This window comes from Cutibacterium sp. LaCa_89 (genome assembly GCF_058177555.1).
The window spans coordinates 34,717-51,478 of the sequence record NZ_CP190889.1; the positions used below are offsets into that span (position 1 = coordinate 34,717).

The following is a 16,762-nucleotide window of genomic DNA, read 5'->3' on the forward strand; positions in this document are numbered from 1 at the left end:
CCCAGGAAGTCTCGCCACCGGGGCAGCTCAGCTGTGATGGGTTCACCATGGTCGGATTTTTTGTTTTCCTGGGGTTGCGTGGATGTGTTGTGGTGGTTGGCCTTGGAGGAGGGTGATGAGGTCAAATAGCCAGCCTAGGGCTGCGATGTCGTCAGGCATGTGCCAGGTGAGGGTTTCTTGGTGGGCTTGGGGTGTGTGTCCTAGCCAGGGGTATTCGAAGTCTGGTGGGAACCAGCGGTTGATGGTGTTTTGTGTGAGTTGAGGGTCGAGGTTGGGGTTTGTGGTGGTGGCGTGCCAGGTGTGGGTGAGGTGGGGAGACATCCACCGGCAGATCTCGTTGCTGAGGGTCCCGATCATGTGCATGTGGTCATCGGGGTCTGGGTTGAGGAGGTCCCAGTCGTGGGGGTTGAAATAGACGCATTCGACGTCGATGCTTTGGGGGGTGGATAACCCTATGAGTCGGAGGGCGTCGGCGAGGACGAGCATGATTTTTATGCCGGGTCGTCCGATGATGTGGTGTTCAGGGTGGCAGTCTAGGCGTAGGGTGAGGTATTCGGGTTGGCTGGTGTCGGATACGACTACTCCGATGGGTTCTTCTATGAGGTATTCCCGGTTTTCTAGTGGGGGTGGGCTGAAGTAGCCGTGGGATCGGGCTGATTCCATGAGGATGCGTAGTTCATCGGTGTCGGTGAATGCTCCGATGTCATTGGGTGCGAGGTGGAGCGTGGTGCTGATGGCTACGTTGCCGATGATGCATGAGGGTTGTTCTTTTACCATGGTCGGCAGTTTAATTTCACGTCTTGTGAGTTGGGTCGGTTGGGTGTGGCGATGGCGCCAATAATGTCTACATCGACCTGACCATGATACCATGTAGGTGTGTGGCTGCGACAGGATACTGATCCTGAGGCTCGTCTGCCGCTGCCTCCACCGGCATAGACAGTCACCGGATTCTTCTTGCTAGGAATCTTGTTCACTTGGACCCACTGTGACCCCTTTTTTGCCCACAGGTAAACCGTAACTCGGGCCTTCATTCCGCTGAAGTTGCCATGATCATCTAGCCACCATCCATGGACATTGACACTTCCAGCATGACTGGATGAATAGTGAGGATTGTCTATTTTCGATATGAAGGGAGCGGCTTTGGATGCGACTTTGGCGGAACCCTGTTCGGGTCTCAAGTCACTGTTGCCACTAGCAGTGGGGATGGAAGATGTGGTTGGGGGAGGCGGATGCGGTAGCAGGCACTGCTAAGGCAAGCGTCAGTGCCAGCAGGGCTGCAGCGGATTTTTGATACATAAGCAACTTATCTCACCCGAGGGAGTCGGACGAAGGATCGGGGCCAAGTAAAGCGTGGCTGGTCTGTGCCAGATGTGGTAGAGCATCGTGACAGCGATTGTCGTAGGCGTGTGAGAGAGTTCCGACAACATCGATTGGAGGATGACATGGCCAAGGATGTGACCCGACGCGACGTCGTGCGAGGGCTTCCCCTTTACCAGCAGGGCATCATTCCCGGTTCGGACGCTGTGAAGTTGTCGTCCAACGAGAACCCCTTTGGGCCGTTGCCGAGCGTCGTCGAGGCCGTCACTCGGATGCTCGCCGGGTTCAACCGTTACCCGTCGATAAGCGCTGAGGAGGTGCGCTCGGCCATCGCCGAGCACGTCGGCGTCGACATGCGCCAGGTGGCCCTCGGGGCCGGGTCGACCGAGGTCGCCAGCCAACTCATGCATGCCTTGGCCAGCACCGGTGACGAGATCATCTTCCCCTGGCGTTCCTTCGAGGCCTACCCGATCCTGACTCAAGTCGCCGGGGCCACTCCGGTCCCAGTGCCGTTGACGGAGGATCTGCGTCACGACCTCGACGCGATGTCCGCCGCGATCACCGACCGCACCCGGCTCATCTTCCTGTGCACCCCCAACAACCCGACCGGGACGGTCCTGCACACCGACGAGGTGGAGGAGTTTCTGGTCAAGGTGCCCGAGGAGGTCGTCGTTGTCATAGATGAGGCCTACTGCCACTTCAACAAGGAGGAAGGTGCCGTCGACGGGATCGGCCTTCTCGAGCACCACCCGAACGTCGTCGTGCTGCGGACCTTCTCCAAGGCCTACGGGCTGGCGGGCCTGCGCATTGGTTTCGCCATCTCCAGTCCCGAGATCAGCGAAGACCTGCGTCGCGTCGCCACCCCGTTCACGGTGACCTCTCTCGCTCAGCAAGCTGCGGTCGCGTCGCTGGCCGTCGAGGACCAGCTCGACGAGAGGATCCAGCAGATCATCGCCGAACGCACCAGGGTTTTCGATGCGCTGGTCGAGCAGGGGTGGAGGATCAGCCCCTCCCACGCGAACTTCCTGTGGCTGGCAACAGGGGACGACACCGACCGGATTGACGAGGCTCTGATATCCCGGGGTGTCTTCGCGCGGTGTTGGAGTGGCGAGGGAATTCGCTTGTCGATCGGGTTGCCCGAGGAGAATGATCGAGCGATCGAGGCACTCTCGCAGGCGATCGCCGAGGTCTAGACGCCCAGGAAGTCTCGCCACCGGGGCAGCTCAGCATTCACCTGGGCCATCCCCAGAGCATAGGCCCGACGCAACTTAGTGACGTTCTTTTCCCTATTGGTGACGGGTACGTCGTGTGGGTAGAAGACGTAGGCCTTCCCGTCTGACTCGAGATCGCGCAACATCTCGCGAGTGGCGTTGTATTTGGCGGGACGGGTAATGGCTGCTTCAGCGACGGCAGGGCGGCGTCGGAACAACCGCCGAAGCGCCTGAGGGTGTTTGACCTCATCTTTGACGTAATCACGGGTACGAGTGCAGACCACAAAGAACCGGTCGTAGCCGTCGAGCCGGGCGCCGTCGATGGGGATACCACCGGTGTCCCCTAAAGCTCCGTCGACGTACTCGATGCCATTGATGGTTACCGGGGGCATGAGCCCGGGCATCGTTGAGGACGCCCGTACCCGCACCATGAGGTCATCTAGTGTTGTGATGTCCTTGCGGGTGAACCATTCCGGCTTGCCGTCGCTGGTACGAGTGGCGCCAATACGTAAGGTTTGGCGTGAGGCGCAGAAGGTATCGAAGTCGAACGGGAGGGCCTGGTGGGGCCCGGCGGTGCGCTGGTAGATGTACTCGGCGTGGAAGTATCCACGTCCCGCTAACCAGGTACCGACATTTCCGAATCGCGGGTCCGCGGCGAAGTCAGTGAAGCTCAGGCGAGTTCGTTCGGGATCGCGGGAGATGTAGTTCGCGGTGAGACTGGAGCCAGCGGAGATGCCGGAGACGTGCGGGAACTCCCACCCCAGTGCAAGCAGCTTAACGACGACGGCGCTGGTATAGGCGGCGCGCATGCCACCTCCCTCTAGGACTAGAGCTGTACCGTTAATAGGAGTCGTCATAGGTTCCAGCCTGCCACGTCGAGAGTTGTCAAGGGCAGGCAAAATGGAGACGTGACCCCACCACGCGACATTTCTCCTTGCGACCATCTTGAACAGGGAGGGAAGGTCGGCATCCGCCCCCTCGTCGAGGACGACCTGGAATGGCTGTGGCATTGGAACGTCGAGGTGGTCGCTCCGGAGTGGAAACAGTGGGACGGCCCCTACTTTGGCTCCGACGATGATTGCAGCTTCGCGGAGTTTGCTGAGGAGTGGCGTCTGGGGCTGATGAGCGGTCACCGCGCCGTCGTTACCGTCGGCGGAGACCGTGTCGGATTCGTCTCCCGGTTCGAGGAGCCACCGGCTGGCGGAGGCTGGTGGGAGGTTGGGATCGTCTTGTTTAGACCGACCATCTGGGGGTATGGCGTGGGGCGTCAAGCCTTGCGTTTGTGGACTGAATCGACCTTCTCGACCACTGATGCTCACGTCGTGACGCTGACGACGTGGAGCGGCAATGGCAGAATGATTCATTGTGCCAATGCTGTGGGATATCGAGAATGTGGCAGGATACCGCAGGCACGATCGTGGCAGGGGAGTCGCTGGGACTCGGTGACGATGGCCTTGCTACGCGATGACTTGTGATGGAGGTGAGTGGATGCGCCTCGGCGTGGTCACGTGCGTGGTGCTGACCTGTGCGCTTGTGTCAGGGTGCAGCGCCCTCGCCCCTCTGACTGAGCCGCAGCCAACCCCGACGGTTTCACGTGAAACCCCGAAGGGTGCCCAGACACAGCCGGCATGGGCTGTTCCAGTGACGAGATCTGGCAAGAAGCTCGGGCACTTTGGTGATGACCGTATTCGCATCGAGGTCGACCAAGCGGGTATAGCGAAATCCCCGGCAGACTCTGTCATGGTGGATCCGCAGGATGGCACTCCGGTAGTGCGCAAGGGATCTCCCATCGTGCTGGTGCGCTACATCGTGACGAATGTGTCAACGGCGCCCCTCAACCTAGGTTTGGGAACGGTGACAATTTCCGCGCGCTACCCGGACTGGAGTTGGCGTCAGCCGTTGGTTTCGGTGCCGGCTCCTCAGGCCGATGCTGCCCACCATGTCGTGACGACCCCTTTTGCTCGTGGTACTGCACGGCCTCCATATGTGCTGGAGCCCGGTGAATCCTTCATGGTCGGAGCGAACTATCCCTACGAGACTGCTGAGCAACTCGATGTGACGGCCAAAATCGTGGTGTGCGACTCGGCAGGGGCCGTGGATCCGGGGTTGGGATGGACCCTCACCGGTCAGGTGCATTTGACGTGAGATGACGCTCCCGGGAGTGCTGAGTGTGACGGTTCTGTCGGGTGTCGAAGATCCGTGGCAGAGCCTCAGCGAGGAGAGTGGACGAATTCTCGAGGAGCCCGGAAGAACGAATGACACATTTGATCCGGACGCCTTGTGCTGAGTCCACTTGGTGGGAATGTCATTGGGGCGATCATCTCGTGGTGGGCGGTGCGTTGTGCACAGGACTGTCCACAGTAGCTGTGGACAACTGTGGATAACGTTCGTGGGTGATGTGATCTGGAACACCCCCAAAAAAGTTGTCCACAGATGTGCTGTGTGTCTCTTGAGGGGGATCGAGGCGCGCCCATAACTTCACGGCCATGTCCGCGACGACTCCTGCACACATAGCGACGCCGGTACCCCGGCTACGTCGCTCGCCCCGTCTCATCGCCATCGGCGTGCTCTGCGCTTGCCTGGGCGGCCTGGGCGGAGCATTTGCCTGGCACAGCGCGTCCCACACAGACCAGGTTCTCGTCATGACGCGGGCAGTGGGGCAGGGCGAGATCGTCCGCAATACCGATGTCGGTCTGACATCCGTGGCCGTCGACAGGGCGGTGACGACCATCCCGGCATCTCAGCTCGACGAGATAGTCGGCCGCCATGCCCTCGTCGATCTCTCAGCCGGTCAGCTGCTCGGATCCCACTCAGTCGGCGCGCTTCGGGTGGCACCGGGGCGTTCTCGAATTGGGCTGAAGCTGGCTGCCGGACGATTACCCACCGTCTCCCTTCCCGCGGGAGCGCGCGTGACCTTGGTGGAAACCAGCTCTGACAAGGCATCGGAGACCGCATCCCAACTCTCAACCTTCGACGCCGTCGTTGTCGCAGCCCCCAAAGGCACCAACGACCATGGGGGCTGGCTGGTCGACGTCGAGGTGGATTCCGGCAATGCGGCCCGGCTCGCTGACCTGGCCTCGTTGGACCGCATTGCCCTGGTCGAGAGGGGACGATGATGGCGATGCTCCTGCTCACCAGCCCTGGGGGAGCCCCAGGGCTGACGACGACCGCTCTTGGTTTGGCGTTGAGCTGGCCACGCGACGTCATCCTCATCGATGCTGACCCGTGCCCAGGCCGCGCCATCGAATCAGGATTTCTCGCTGGTCGCATTCCACCGCGGGCCGGGCTGATCGGATTGGCCGCAGCCTGTCGTGACGGTGCTGATCCAGTGCAGGCGATGTGGGAGGAGATCATCCCGCTTCCTCACGATGACGACAACAAGATGGTCGGGCTCATCAGCGGTTACGGGCACCCTGGGCAGGCTTCTCTCATGGGTGCTGCGTGGCCAGGCCTTGTCAGCGCCATGATCGATCTCGGTCGGGCTGGGGTTGACGTCATTGTCGACGGTGGGCGGTTGGGTCCGGAAGCCTTACCCGAGAGCCTCATTTCTCGCTCCTCACTCATCGGGATCGTGACGGGATCGCGGCTGCGACAGCTTGCCGGGCTGTCCATGCGATCCAAGGAGGTCGAGGCCATCTCCTCGACCACCACCGGAACTGTGGGACTCGTCGTCGTGGGCCCTGGACATCCCTACGGCTCGCGCGAGATCGGACGCCAATTTGGCCTGCCAGTGTTGGGAGAAGTGACTCGTGACGTTCAGGCTGCGGCCGTTCTGTCCGATGGTGATCCAACGGGAAGGAGATGGGCTCGTGGACGGTATGCCACGAGTCTGCGAACCCTGGCTGATGCGATGGAACTCAAGCTCAGTCGCTCCAACGAGACCATCAACGGGCCGCGGGCCGCGACGTCATTGGCCGTGGGGGTGGCGCCATGACGATCAACGAGACCGCTCCGGCGGTGTGCCGATACGCCGATGACACCCCGGCAGGCACCATCGAGAGCAGAGAGGACCTCGCTGGTCTGCTGTCTCGGATGTCCCCATCGGTTACTCCGTCTCCAGCTGCGGCTCCTGGACCCACGCCGAGGCGACTTGAGACGACCGACATTGACTGGAGCACAGTCGTCGCGCTGCGTCGCAAGGCGTCGGAGCGTATCTCCTCGGAACGTGCATCGCATCGAGAGCGCAATGGAATTGATCTCAGCGGCGATGACGTGAGGATGCTCGGCCGGTCGGTTGTGCGTCAGGTGGTTGAATCCCATGCCGAGAAACTGACAGCCGAGGGTCAGGCGTTGTGGAGTACGTCCACCAAAGAGGCCTACGCCAGCGCCGTCGTGGATGCGATCTTCGGGTACGGACGGTTGCAACCGCTCTTTGAGATCCCGGATGCCGAGAACATCGAGATCAACGGCAGTGACCGGGTCTTCATCCAGTACGGGGACGGACGACGTGAACCGGGCCCGCCGGTTGCCGACAGTGATGACGAACTGGTGGAGGCGATCCGCTTCCTGGGGGAGTCCGCAAACCCTCCGCGACCCTTTGACGACGCCCATCCCACCATGACGGTGGCTCTCGGCTCGGAGTACCGCCTGCACGCCATCGGGTTCGGGCTGTCCTACCGACCGTCGGTCGTCATCCGTCACCACACCCTGACGAGGGTGACGATCGACGACCTCGTTGCCAGCGGGATGATGCCCCATCACGTAGGTGTGTTGTTGCGCGCGGGCGTCTTGGCTCGACGATCCATCGTCATTGCAGGAGACCAGGGAGCCGGCAAGACGACCCTGTTGCGTGCCCTCGTCGACGCGATCCCGCCCACTGAGCGGTTCGGAACCCTCGAAACCGATTACGAGTTGCTGACCCACCTCAACCCGGATCGCGACAACATGGTTGCCCTGCAGGCCACCGTCGGGCTGGGGGAGAAGGTGGATGGTCGATCCCTCGGTGAGTTCACGGTTGCTGATCTCATCCCGGAGGCGTTGCGTCAGAACCTGTCGCGCCTGGTCGTCGGCGAGGTGCGTGGCGTCGAGGCAGCTGCCATGTTCGAGGCGATGCAGGCCGGGGCTGGAACCATGAGCACCACCCACTCCCATTCCGCGACCTCGACTATGGACCGTTTGGCTGGACGAGTTGCCATGGGCGGCGTCATGACGATCGACGAGGCCTATCGCCAGATCGCTCACAACATCACCTTCCTCGTCCACGTCACCCTGGTCGATGACACCTGGCGAGGAGGGACCCGGACCCGTCATGTCACGGAAATCCGGCAATTGACCGGGGCACTGGAAAACGGCCGTCCCATCACCCATCTCACCTATGCCGCGCCGACATCCACGAGCCCCGGTGTCTTCCACCCCGATCCTGCCCTTGTCGCCGAACTCTCCCATTACGAGCCGGAGGTGACGAGATGGGCATGAGCACACCGGTCGCGGCATTGCTGGGGGTTCTCCTGGTCGGAGGACTGACGATGATCGTCATCGGGTCAGCCTCCATCCACCAGTTGTCCACAGGGCAATCCACAAGTTTGTGGACAGCGGTGGACAACTGGTTCTCCCGATTGCCCCGCCGCAGTCGCGTGCATGGTCTGACTGGTCTGGGTGTCGGTGCCGTCGGTTACCTGGTGACCGGTTGGGCAGTCCTGATTCTCATCGTGCCGATCCTGGCTGTCGTCGTCCCTGCCTTGCTGGCCGATCCGCCCCGGCGCGACCTCGACGTCATGCGCGCCCTGGAACGGTGGGTGCGCCTGGTCAGCGGTTCCGCGTCGACGGGTAAGTCCGTCATCGACGCCATCCGGGCGACGCGGCGTCAGGCCCCGGCGCTCCTAGTGGAACCGCTTACTCGCATGGTGGCGCGGCTAGATTCACGATGGGACACCCGGGCTTCCCTTCAAGGACTTGCTGACGACCTGGACAGTGCCGACGCCGACCAGGTCATTGCCGCGATCATGATGGCTTCAGAACGAGGGGGAACAGGGGCCACCAGCACCCTCGATGCACTGGCGGCATCCCTCCAGGAGCGGATTCGGGCAGCCCGAGGAGTCCAGGCCGAGCGTGCCAAACCGCGAGTGGTCGTCCGCCAGGTCAGCATCATCATCGCCGTCGTGTTGGCTGGTGCTCTTGCTCTGGGACGAGAATACCTGGCCCCCTACCGTACCGGCGTCGGCCAGGTGTTGCTGTGTTGCTACGCCGGGTTGTACCTCGTCGGGCTCGTCGCTCTGTCGCAACGCAGCAAGCCTCGACGCCGCGCCCGGATCCTGTTGAGGCGGGAGGCCGATCATGACTGAGTCCACGCTTGCCCTCGCCGCCATCTGTGGGGCTCTGCTGGCATCCGCACCCATCTTCGTCATCGCTGGAAGGCGCGGTGCTCCCCTGAGGCTGATCGACGCGCTGGCAGGGTTGTCCGCGCCTATCCGGCAGGACGCCGTCGTCGATCCAGCCTCCGAGGATGGACGGCTGGAGAGATGGGGAGCACGCGCTGCGGCACGGTGGCCACGTCTCATCAGTGAGAAGTCTCGTCGAACCCTCGCGCTGCAGGGCCGGACTCCCGGTGACTTGGTCGCCGAGAAGGCTGTCATGGCGGTGGGAGGAATGACGATGCCCGTCCTCGCCCGAGTCGTGACAGCGATATGGGGTGACGCTCTCCCGGTGACTCCTGTTGGACTGGCGGTTGTGCTTGCCATTCTTGGATGGTTCATTCCTGACACCCGGATCAGGTCACGATCCAAGGCAGTCCGTCAGGATGCTGCCGAAGCGGTGCTGGTCTACATCGACCTCGTCACATTGGCGAGGTTGGCAAATCAGTCGGCGCCCCGAGCCCTCGTCGAGGCCGCACAGATGAGTGATCACCCTGTCCTGGCCCGGATTCGCACCACGCTGGAGCGTTCCCGATTGGAGCAGCAGTCGCCGTGGGCTGGCCTGGAGAGTCTGTCCGAGGAACTGGGACTCCCCGAGCTCGCTGAGCTCGTCGAGGTGCTTCGCCTCGACGATCAGGGGGCCTCTCTGGCCGGAACTCTGCGAGCACGCGTCAACGAAATGAGGGATGCCCATCTCAGCCGGGAAAAGATCGAGGCTCAGACGACCTCCGAATCCCTGACGATCTGGATGGTCATTCCGGTTCTCGTCCTGGGGTTGGTGCTCATCACTCCGCCGCTTCTGATCATGGCTGGGGTGGCGTCATGACCATGCCTCGCACCCTCGACACCCCAACCTGCAACGGGGCCAGTGACGTCACCGGAAAGGCCGGTGCGAATGACCAAGGAGGTCGCCATGAAACATGTCAACACCGTCGCGTCCCTTGTCCTGCCGATGATGGCGGGCATCCCGCCGGTCGTCGAGAAGCACGACGAGAGGGGACTCAGCCAATCAACCGAGAACGCCATCCTGCTGGTGGGGGCCGTTTCCATCGCAACGGTGGTCGTCACCGTGATCAAGGGGTACGTGACGTCGAACCTGCCGAAGTGAGGTCAAGGCAGGCGTCTCGACGAGGCCGGGAGCGTGGGGTTTCCGAATCTCTCCAGTGGTCGCTGGTGTGGCCGGTGGTCCTGCTCGTGGTGGTCGGGGTCGTCCAGACCTCGGTCGTGCTGCAGGCTCGGGCCACAGCCACCGAGGCGGCCCGGGCGGCAGTCAGGGTACAAGCCTTGCGTGGTTCCCATGCTGGTGATGCCGAAGCCGTCGCTCGGGACGTGGCCCAGACCTCCAAACTGGCCAATGTCACGGTACGGGTGTCGACCACTGGCTCCCTGGTACGCGTTGATCTCGAGGGCAAGGCAGCGACCCTGTTTGGTGCTGTCATCCCCGTCGAAGGTCACGCCGTTGCCGTTGAGGAGGGGACATGACTCGGCATAGTCAATTTCGGGGATATCAGCGTGGTGCAGTCGCCGTCGAGGCTGCGCTCATCCTGCCCAGTCTCCTCATGATCGCCGCAATGACGACAGGGGGTTGGCGGCTGTCCGAGGTACGGGCCGATGCCCAGTCGGCTGCCGAGGTAGCCGCTCGCGCGGGATCGGTCGCCTCGACGGTTGGTGAAGGCCATGCGGTAGGCCAGCGAGTCGCCATGACCGAACTTGCCGGAACCAGGTGCAGCGATCCTGCGATCAGCATCGACTCATCGGCCCTTGCCCTGCCAGTGGGGTCCACGGGAGTCACCTCCGCCCGGGTGAGGTGCACTGTCAGGCTCTCCGACCTTCTCGTTCCGGGAATGCCGGGCGCCCTCCACGTCGAGTCGACGGCACATTCCACCGTCGACAGTCATCGGGAGCGACACGTATGAATGACGCATCTCTCCGCGCCCGAATGCGCGGTCTCGCGGCCTTCGTGGCCCTCATCATCCTTGTCCTCGGTTCCCCAGCTGCCCTGGTGGCATGGGGACGTCTCGACGCCACCACCTTGTTGCGTCCGTCAGGCTGGCTCACCCCTGATGACGGGACGATCCTTCTTGGAATTGCCACCGTCGTCGGCTGGCTGGCGTGGGCGGTCTTCACGGTCTGTGTGGTCTCGGAGATCGTCGGACTGGCGACCAGTCAGCGTCGCCACATCAAGCTTCCAGGGCTGGGCACAGTTCAGAGCATCGCTGCCGGACTACTCGTGGCGAGCCTGACAGTCCTGTCCCCTCTGACGCGCTCGGCCGCTCCTCCCACCCCGGCGCCGATCGTGGCGACGGCTGCCGCGACGCCGCAGCCTGCAGACGAGGTGCAGGCGAGTGCTGAGGTTGAGCCTGCCCCTGACGACGATGTCATGACGGTCACCGTCGGCCCCCATGACGACCTGTGGGCGATAGCTGAAACCTGGTACGGAGACGGCACCTCATGGCGACGTATCGCGGCCGCCAATCCCGGGATCGACGTCGACCACCTGGCCGTCGGTCAGGAACTCGCTCTTCCCGGGGCCACCATGACCATCCCCAATGGGCATACCGGTGCTGGCCATCCCCTCGACGCGGACCAGCTCGATCGGCTCACCCCGTCCGTTGACGACCATGACGTCCGAACTGTCACCGTTCAGGAAGGGGACACCCTCAGCGGGCTCGCACGCACCTGGCTCGGTGATGCCGCAGCCTGGCCGTCCCTCTGGCATCTCAATGCGGGAATCGTCACGGACCCTGACCACATCGAGCCCGGCTGGGAGCTCGTCGTGCCTGCCCCGGAACTTGAACAGGCCACGTCGACATCAGTGGCCGACATGGACGAAGCTGCCATGACCGAGCCGGAGAAGGCTCTCCCCGGCCACGACGACGAGGCGTCTGGTGCAGATATCGCTCAGAGCGCGCTGCAGCCAGATGCGCCTCCCTCAGATGTCCCGACTCCTCGACCCGAGGAAGCGGTGGCTGCCGCCGGGGTAGGTCAGGACCCTGCCGAGATCCTCCGTACCGGGTTGGCGGGCCTGAGCCTGTTCCTGGCCGGTGGGGTGGCCGGCACAATCGCTGCTCGACGGCAGCAGCAGCTCTTCACCCGCCCGCTGGGCCGGCAAATTCCTACCGTGTCGGGACCGCCGCGTCGCGCCAAGAGAATGCTCGACACCGCGGCCGATCACGGGGACGAAGCAACGTCACGCGGTGACGACGCCGTCAACACTAACCCTGTCAGCGCCGACACCCTGACGCCCACGACCGTCGTCCTGGGAACCACTGACCCGCACACCCCAGTCGTGCTGGACCTCGCCGATACCGGCGGTCTCCTGGGTATTGACGCCACTGCCGAGTTGGCCTCCGCGGTGGTGGCATCGATCAGTCTGTCCCTTGTCGCAGCGCCATGGTCCGGCGGAATCGACATCGTCGCCGTCGGTGACGACCTCGCGTGGTTGTCACGGGCCGGAAGTGACGATGTGCAGTGTGCTGACGTCGAGGAAATCGTCGAGGGGCTGGCAGATCATCCTGACGGTCCCAGTAGTCAGCACCCATCGATTACCAGGGTCGTGTTGTCCTCTCAGCCCCTCGACCTTCCGAACCCGTCATCCGTGGTCGAGGCGGGAATCGTCGTCGTCATGCCAAGCACATGTGGCCGGAGGGTCATCGTCACCGGCCCCGATCATGCCGAGCTGGACGGTCAGGCTTTCACACCCCAGATCGTCACCGCACCGATGCGCCGTGCCGTCGTCGAGCTGCTCGAAACCACTGCTCGAACTGATACCGAGCCTGCCCTCTGGTGGGAGCCACGGCGAGGGGAGGAGACGTCCAGCCCTCCGACGATGGTGGCCAAGACCTGCGCAGTACTGCCGCCCAGTGATGCCCATACGACCGTCGAGGAGGAACACGTGCTCACGCCAACTGCACTGAGTGATGTCGCTCAGTTGCCCGTCCCCGTCGGCGCAGTTTCCTCTCCTGTCCTGCGCCTCCTTGGCCCGGTCGACCTCGTGGGAGCTCGCGGGAATCCGCCGACCAAGGCTCGGCGGCAATGCCTTGAGTACTGCGCCTGGTTGCTGTGCCATCCTGGCGCGCGATCGGTGCAGATGGCTGACGCCCTCATGGTCGCAGAGCCGACCCGACGGTCCAATGTCTCCCGACTGCGGCGATGGCTGGGCGCCGATGATAACGGTCGGGCCTACCTGCCCGAAGGGTATGACGGTTCCCTGCGTCTGGCAGATGTCGTCAGTAGCGACTGGGAACGGCTTGAACTGCTTGTCGCGGGAGGGGTCTCGACGGCCCCGCTGGCCAATCTCGTCTCGGCCATGGACCTCGTTCGTGGTGCCCCGTTGGCTGACGCCGCTCCCGGTCAGTGGCACTGGGCCGAGGAATGGCGCATCGACATGATTCAGATGATCCGTGACATCGGGGTCGAGGTGGCCCGTCGAGCCATGGAGAACAGCGACTTTGAGCTGGCATCCAGGGCCTTGGCGCGTGCCACCGTCGCCTGCCCTGAGGACGAAGTGCTGTTGGTGGCGCGCATCAAACTCGCTGACGAACTCGACGATCGTGGCGAGGTTGAACGGTTGGTCTACGTGCTGTCGCGGCAGGCTCGCCGTCTTGGCGTCGACCTGTCGGAGGAGACGATTTCGGTCCTCCAGGAGGTGATGGAAGGCCACGTGCGGGCCCGGGTGGTGTGAGCGTCACTCCTCAGGACTGCCGGTGGGAAGACCTCCCATGGCGCTGCCCTTGTCGAAGACATCGTCACCCTGTGCGCGGGTGGCCAGGATGAAGATTCCGGCCACCACGAGGTAGGAGAGTGCCAGACCAATCATGTGCGGGCCAGACAGTCCGTGCACCGGAAGCACGAGGGCCGCCAGGGCGGAGCCTCCCACGAACAATGCGTTGTAGACCATGTCGTAGGCGATGAAGACTCGGCCCTTGTAACCATCAGAAACATGGGCCTGACAGATGGTGTCGACCCCGGCTTTCAGGGACTGGGCGAAAAGGCCGATGAGGAAGCCGGCGACCAGCAGACCCCAGCGGTTCGGGATGGCCCCTGGGAAGGCCTGAATGACGGCGGTGCCGACCAGCAGGCTGATGAGGGCTTTCCTCATGCCCAGCCCGTGTACCAGCATCGGCATGAATCCGGCCGACAGCACGAAGCCAGCCCCCATCGCCACCGCCCAGATCGTCATGTCAGCCATGGCCCCGTTGATGTCGGACTGCACGTGGAAACGGTTGCGATAACCCAGGATCATGGCCACCGAATAGACGCCGAAGAGTGCTCGCTGGGCGCCGATGAGAGTGAGGGAATTGCCCACCAGGGGCACCTTTCCCAGGTAACGGAAACCGTCGACGACATCCTCGGCGACAGCACGCAGCGTTTGGGAGCGGTCCAGCAGTGGTGGCCCGAGTTCTCGGCGCGAGAACTGAAGACCAAGTGCCACAGAAATCGCGAAGAGTACCGCAGAGATGCAGAAGATGATCGTGTCGGCATGGTGAACCGGCATGTAGTGTCCAGCAATCATTCGAACGGCGGCCGCGACGACGGCTCCAATCATGAGTCCCAGGGGGCCAATCGTCGGCATGATCGAGGAAGCCGTCAGGTAGTCGCGTTTGTCGATGGTGTACTCCAGCCCCGCCACCAACGCCGTAAGAAGGAAGCGGTTGAGGCTCATTGCGATGAGCAATCCGACGAGCAGGGCCAGGTGAGAGGGTCTGTCGCGTGCACCGTCCCAGACCAGGATCCCCAACCCGATCGCGATGAGGCAGCGCAGGCCGTCGGTGTAGACGAGGATTCGCTGACGTGACCAACGGTCGAGAACGACAGAGATGAAGGGCCCGATGATGCTGAACGGCAACAAGGTGATGGCCAGCACCATCGTGATCGACCACGCGTCAGGCTGCTGCTCGGGAGAGAGCAGCACGTAGGAGGCCATTCCCACCTGCAGGGTGCCGTCGGCCGCCTGTGTCGCTACGCGGACTCCGAGAATCCTTCGAAAATCGTGGCGTCGCCACAGGTGGCGCAGGTTCTGCCAGAACACATGGTCTCCTTCGGGGCCGGCCTGCCTCGATCCTAGAGGGTTGTGGGAAGGGGATCCTGGGCGGATCCGTCGCTGGTTGCGCGCGCATGGCCGGTGGGGGACAGCCTGAAAAGGCCCTTGAACGCCACTTCATGAGGAGTTCAACAACAGGGGTGTGGACTTGGGAAGGTAGAGCGGCTAGCTTCTAACCACCCGTATCAGTCGGCGTTGGATCGACGTCGGGGCTGTGCTCACCGCATGCGCAGCCGCCCCACGGATGACTGATCGTTCTGCCCGAAACTATATATATCGTTCATGTAGCATAATTAATGCCCTGCAATGCAATGCGGCGTTGTGCTGACAATGAAGGAGTTGCCATGGCTGAACTCAAGAAGAGCCTAGGATTCTTCCAGCTCCTCGCCCTCGGGGTGGCCGGATTGATCGGCTCGAGTTGGATTTACACGAACTCGAAATTTTTCGACAAGTACGGTGCTGGAGGCATGATTTTCGGCATGCTCCTCGGAGGCTTGCTGGCATCCTGTGTGGCTCTGGCTTATAGCGAGCTGACAACGCTGTTTCCCAGAGCTGGGGGCGAAGTCGTCTATTCCTACGTCGGCCTCGGTAGAAGGGCATCCTTTGCCACTGGTTGGCTCCTCATTGGCGCTTATCTTTCATCCATTGCTTTTTATGTGACAGCTTTCGGGTATCTTTTGGAAAAGATTTGGCCGAATTTGGGATCCGTGTCCCTGTATTCAGTCAACAGGGAATCAGTCGATATGACTGTATTGATAATCGGCGTCGTCCTGACCCTGATCATTGCGGCCATGAACTGGTTCGGAGTGAGCCTTTCCGGTCAGATCCAGACCGTTCTCTTCGTCGCTATGGTCGTCATCGGACTCGCCCTGGTCGTCACGGCGCTCGTCACTGGCAGCCCCAGCAACTTCATCCCGCCCTACCGGGCCGACGCCAATGCCCTCGGCGACACCCTCCGCTTCGTCGTGCCCGGTATGACCTACATGGCAGGCTTCGGGCTGGTGGCAGCACTGGCCGAGGACGCCGACATCCCTGCCCGCAAGATCGGTCGCATTACCGTCCTCACCGTCCTGACGGCCACCTTGTTCTACTGCTTGGTGCTGGCCTCCTCGGCCTGGATCCTTCCCTGGCAGGACGTCGCCAAGATGCACCTGGGCACCATCGATGCCTACACCACTGCCGGCTTCCCGATCCTCGGCTGGGGAGCCTGGATCATTGCCATCTGTGGTCTGTTGACGAGTTTCCTCGGTCTGTTCATGGCGATCTCCCGCATCGTCGTCGCGATGGCGAGGGCCAGGCTCCTCCCGGAGGGCCTCGCCGCAGTGGACGAGGAGAGTGGCGCCCCGCGCAGGGCCATTCTGCTCACCACTGTCATGACCTTGCTGCTGGGAGCCCTAGGCCCGGGCGCCATGCTGTGGTTCCTCGACACCGGTGGCATCTACCTCGGACTGGTGTGGATCATCGTCGTCATCACCCTGTCCACCCTTCCGAAGAAGTACCCCCACCTGCGCTCCAAGTACCATGCCGGATGGCTGCCATGGGTGGGAGCTGTCGGCGCCCTCGTCACGGTCGTCATGGCGATCTGGCCGGGAACGAATACCTCGCTGGTGTGGCCTGGTGAGTACCTCGTCCTGCTCGTCTGGGCCGTCATCGGTTTCATCCTGTGGCGGCTGGCCAAGCCCATGGGGGAGGACGAGGCCCTCGGCAGCTTGCTCGGTTCCTACGCCGATGACCTCAAGGAAAACCTGGGTGAGGTGGAGCAGACCCCGGCCAGGAGCTGACGATTCGTCGAGCGCTCCTGGCTCATGACGTCGCGCTCATGGGGCGGGAGACGGCGTGGT

The 16,762-nt window shown here is 62.7% G+C and carries 16 protein-coding genes and 1 pseudogene; 13 read left to right on the plus strand and 4 right to left on the minus strand.

What is annotated here, in order from left to right:
• Nucleotides 1-42: 42 nt before the first annotated feature.
• Entirely contained in the window at nt 43-777 is a 735-nt protein-coding gene (locus ACP8LP_RS00160; RefSeq protein ID WP_063279444.1) for a hypothetical protein, read from the minus strand.
• Nucleotides 771-1,245: pseudogene (locus ACP8LP_RS00165) on the minus strand (hypothetical protein). Before ACP8LP_RS00165 ends, ACP8LP_RS00160 begins: the two are co-directional and overlap by 7 nt.
• Before the next feature lie 197 nt (nt 1,246-1,442).
• On the opposite strand from ACP8LP_RS00165, the gene hisC reads away from it, so the two are divergent.
• Nucleotides 1,443-2,510 carry a histidinol-phosphate transaminase gene (gene hisC, locus ACP8LP_RS00170; protein WP_434285422.1) on the plus strand — a complete coding sequence of 356 codons (1,068 nt, stop codon included), beginning with the start codon at nt 1,443-1,445 and terminating at the stop codon, nt 2,508-2,510.
• Here hisC and ACP8LP_RS00175 read toward each other — a convergent pair.
• Nucleotides 2,507-3,385, minus strand: a complete 879-nt coding sequence (locus ACP8LP_RS00175) for a patatin-like phospholipase family protein (RefSeq protein ID WP_036909894.1) — start codon at nt 3,383-3,385, stop codon at nt 2,507-2,509. The two genes, hisC and ACP8LP_RS00175, sit on opposite strands and share 4 nt — an antisense overlap.
• A 51-nt stretch (nt 3,386-3,436) precedes the next feature.
• On the opposite strand from ACP8LP_RS00175, the gene ACP8LP_RS00180 reads away from it, so the two are divergent.
• The 11 genes from ACP8LP_RS00180 (at nt 3,437) to ACP8LP_RS00230 (ending at nt 13,562) form a co-directional block, all read left to right on the plus strand.
• On the plus strand, nt 3,437-4,003 hold the full coding sequence (locus ACP8LP_RS00180) for a GNAT family N-acetyltransferase (RefSeq protein WP_016666625.1): 567 nt from the start codon (nt 3,437-3,439) through the stop codon (nt 4,001-4,003).
• 13 nt (nt 4,004-4,016) lie between these two features.
• Nucleotides 4,017-4,673: a hypothetical protein gene (locus tag ACP8LP_RS00185; RefSeq protein WP_434285419.1), complete on the plus strand. Its 657-nt coding sequence runs from the start codon at nt 4,017-4,019 to the stop codon at nt 4,671-4,673.
• 497 nt (nt 4,674-5,170) lie between these two features.
• Nucleotides 5,171-5,644, plus strand: coding sequence for an SAF domain-containing protein (locus ACP8LP_RS00190; RefSeq protein WP_016666627.1), 474 nt, complete (start codon nt 5,171-5,173; stop codon nt 5,642-5,644).
• The gene (locus ACP8LP_RS00195) at nt 5,644-6,462 is read left to right on the plus strand and encodes a hypothetical protein (protein ID WP_434285466.1); all 819 of its coding nucleotides are present in this window, start codon (nt 5,644-5,646) and stop codon (nt 6,460-6,462) included. Before ACP8LP_RS00190 ends, ACP8LP_RS00195 begins: the two co-directional genes overlap by 1 nt.
• Nucleotides 6,463-6,746: 284 nt before the next feature.
• Nucleotides 6,747-7,943 (plus strand): TadA family conjugal transfer-associated ATPase, encoded by a 1,197-nt coding sequence (locus ACP8LP_RS00200; RefSeq protein WP_171048518.1) that lies wholly within the window; start codon nt 6,747-6,749, stop codon nt 7,941-7,943.
• Entirely contained in the window at nt 7,934-8,809 is an 876-nt protein-coding gene (locus ACP8LP_RS00205; RefSeq protein ID WP_016666630.1) for a type II secretion system F family protein, read from the plus strand. Before ACP8LP_RS00200 ends, ACP8LP_RS00205 begins: the two co-directional genes overlap by 10 nt.
• The gene (locus ACP8LP_RS00210; RefSeq protein ID WP_016666631.1) at nt 8,802-9,704 is read left to right on the plus strand and encodes a type II secretion system F family protein; all 903 of its coding nucleotides are present in this window, start codon (nt 8,802-8,804) and stop codon (nt 9,702-9,704) included. Before ACP8LP_RS00205 ends, ACP8LP_RS00210 begins: the two co-directional genes overlap by 8 nt.
• 69 nt (nt 9,705-9,773) lie before the next feature.
• On the plus strand, nt 9,774-9,986 hold the full coding sequence (locus ACP8LP_RS00215) for a hypothetical protein (protein WP_021108142.1): 213 nt from the start codon (nt 9,774-9,776) through the stop codon (nt 9,984-9,986).
• A 65-nt stretch (nt 9,987-10,051) separates the two neighbouring features.
• Nucleotides 10,052-10,360, plus strand: a complete 309-nt coding sequence (locus ACP8LP_RS00220; RefSeq protein WP_023033254.1) for a TadE/TadG family type IV pilus assembly protein — start codon at nt 10,052-10,054, stop codon at nt 10,358-10,360.
• On the plus strand, nt 10,357-10,794 hold the full coding sequence (locus ACP8LP_RS00225) for a TadE/TadG family type IV pilus assembly protein (protein ID WP_016666634.1): 438 nt from the start codon (nt 10,357-10,359) through the stop codon (nt 10,792-10,794). The genes ACP8LP_RS00220 and ACP8LP_RS00225 overlap by 4 nt, the downstream gene beginning before the upstream one ends.
• A complete protein-coding gene (locus ACP8LP_RS00230; protein ID WP_016666635.1) occupies nt 10,791-13,562 on the plus strand; it encodes a LysM peptidoglycan-binding domain-containing protein in 2,772 nt (923 codons plus the stop codon). The genes ACP8LP_RS00225 and ACP8LP_RS00230 overlap by 4 nt, the downstream gene beginning before the upstream one ends.
• 3 nt (nt 13,563-13,565) lie before the next feature.
• Here ACP8LP_RS00230 and ACP8LP_RS00235 read toward each other — a convergent pair whose 3' ends face one another.
• Complete coding sequence (locus ACP8LP_RS00235; RefSeq protein WP_016666636.1) at nt 13,566-14,909, minus strand: MFS transporter; 1,344 nt, start codon at nt 14,907-14,909, stop codon at nt 13,566-13,568.
• Between the two features lie 356 nt (nt 14,910-15,265).
• Between ACP8LP_RS00235 and ACP8LP_RS00240 the strand changes: the two genes are divergently transcribed.
• The gene (locus ACP8LP_RS00240; RefSeq protein ID WP_484483190.1) at nt 15,266-16,702 is read left to right on the plus strand and encodes an APC family permease; all 1,437 of its coding nucleotides are present in this window, start codon (nt 15,266-15,268) and stop codon (nt 16,700-16,702) included.
• The last annotated feature ends 60 nt before the right edge of the window (nt 16,703-16,762 follow it).

Excerpts from the sequence above, each read along its gene's own strand:
- ACP8LP_RS00225 (WP_016666634.1), top strand. The coding sequence starts at position 10,357 with ATGACTCGGCATAGTCAATTTCGGGGATATCAGCGTGGTGCAGTCGCC.
- ACP8LP_RS00205 (WP_016666630.1), top strand. The coding sequence starts at position 7,934 with ATGGGCATGAGCACACCGGTCGCGGCATTGCTGGGGGTTCTCCTGGTC.
- ACP8LP_RS00240 (WP_484483190.1), top strand. The coding sequence starts at position 15,266 with ATGGCTGAACTCAAGAAGAGCCTAGGATTCTTCCAGCTCCTCGCCCTC.
- ACP8LP_RS00185 (WP_434285419.1), top strand. The coding sequence starts at position 4,017 with ATGCGCCTCGGCGTGGTCACGTGCGTGGTGCTGACCTGTGCGCTTGTG.
- ACP8LP_RS00200 (WP_171048518.1), top strand. The coding sequence starts at position 6,747 with ATGCTCGGCCGGTCGGTTGTGCGTCAGGTGGTTGAATCCCATGCCGAG.
- hisC (WP_434285422.1), top strand. The coding sequence starts at position 1,443 with ATGGCCAAGGATGTGACCCGACGCGACGTCGTGCGAGGGCTTCCCCTT.
- ACP8LP_RS00160 (WP_063279444.1), bottom strand. The coding sequence starts at position 777 with ATGGTAAAAGAACAACCCTCATGCATCATCGGCAACGTAGCCATCAGC.
- ACP8LP_RS00175 (WP_036909894.1), bottom strand. The coding sequence starts at position 3,385 with ATGACGACTCCTATTAACGGTACAGCTCTAGTCCTAGAGGGAGGTGGC.
- ACP8LP_RS00190 (WP_016666627.1), top strand. The coding sequence starts at position 5,171 with ATGACGCGGGCAGTGGGGCAGGGCGAGATCGTCCGCAATACCGATGTC.
- ACP8LP_RS00230 (WP_016666635.1), top strand. The coding sequence starts at position 10,791 with ATGAATGACGCATCTCTCCGCGCCCGAATGCGCGGTCTCGCGGCCTTC.
- ACP8LP_RS00210 (WP_016666631.1), top strand. The coding sequence starts at position 8,802 with ATGACTGAGTCCACGCTTGCCCTCGCCGCCATCTGTGGGGCTCTGCTG.
- ACP8LP_RS00215 (WP_021108142.1), top strand. The coding sequence starts at position 9,774 with ATGACCAAGGAGGTCGCCATGAAACATGTCAACACCGTCGCGTCCCTT.
- ACP8LP_RS00195 (WP_434285466.1), top strand. The coding sequence starts at position 5,644 with ATGGCGATGCTCCTGCTCACCAGCCCTGGGGGAGCCCCAGGGCTGACG.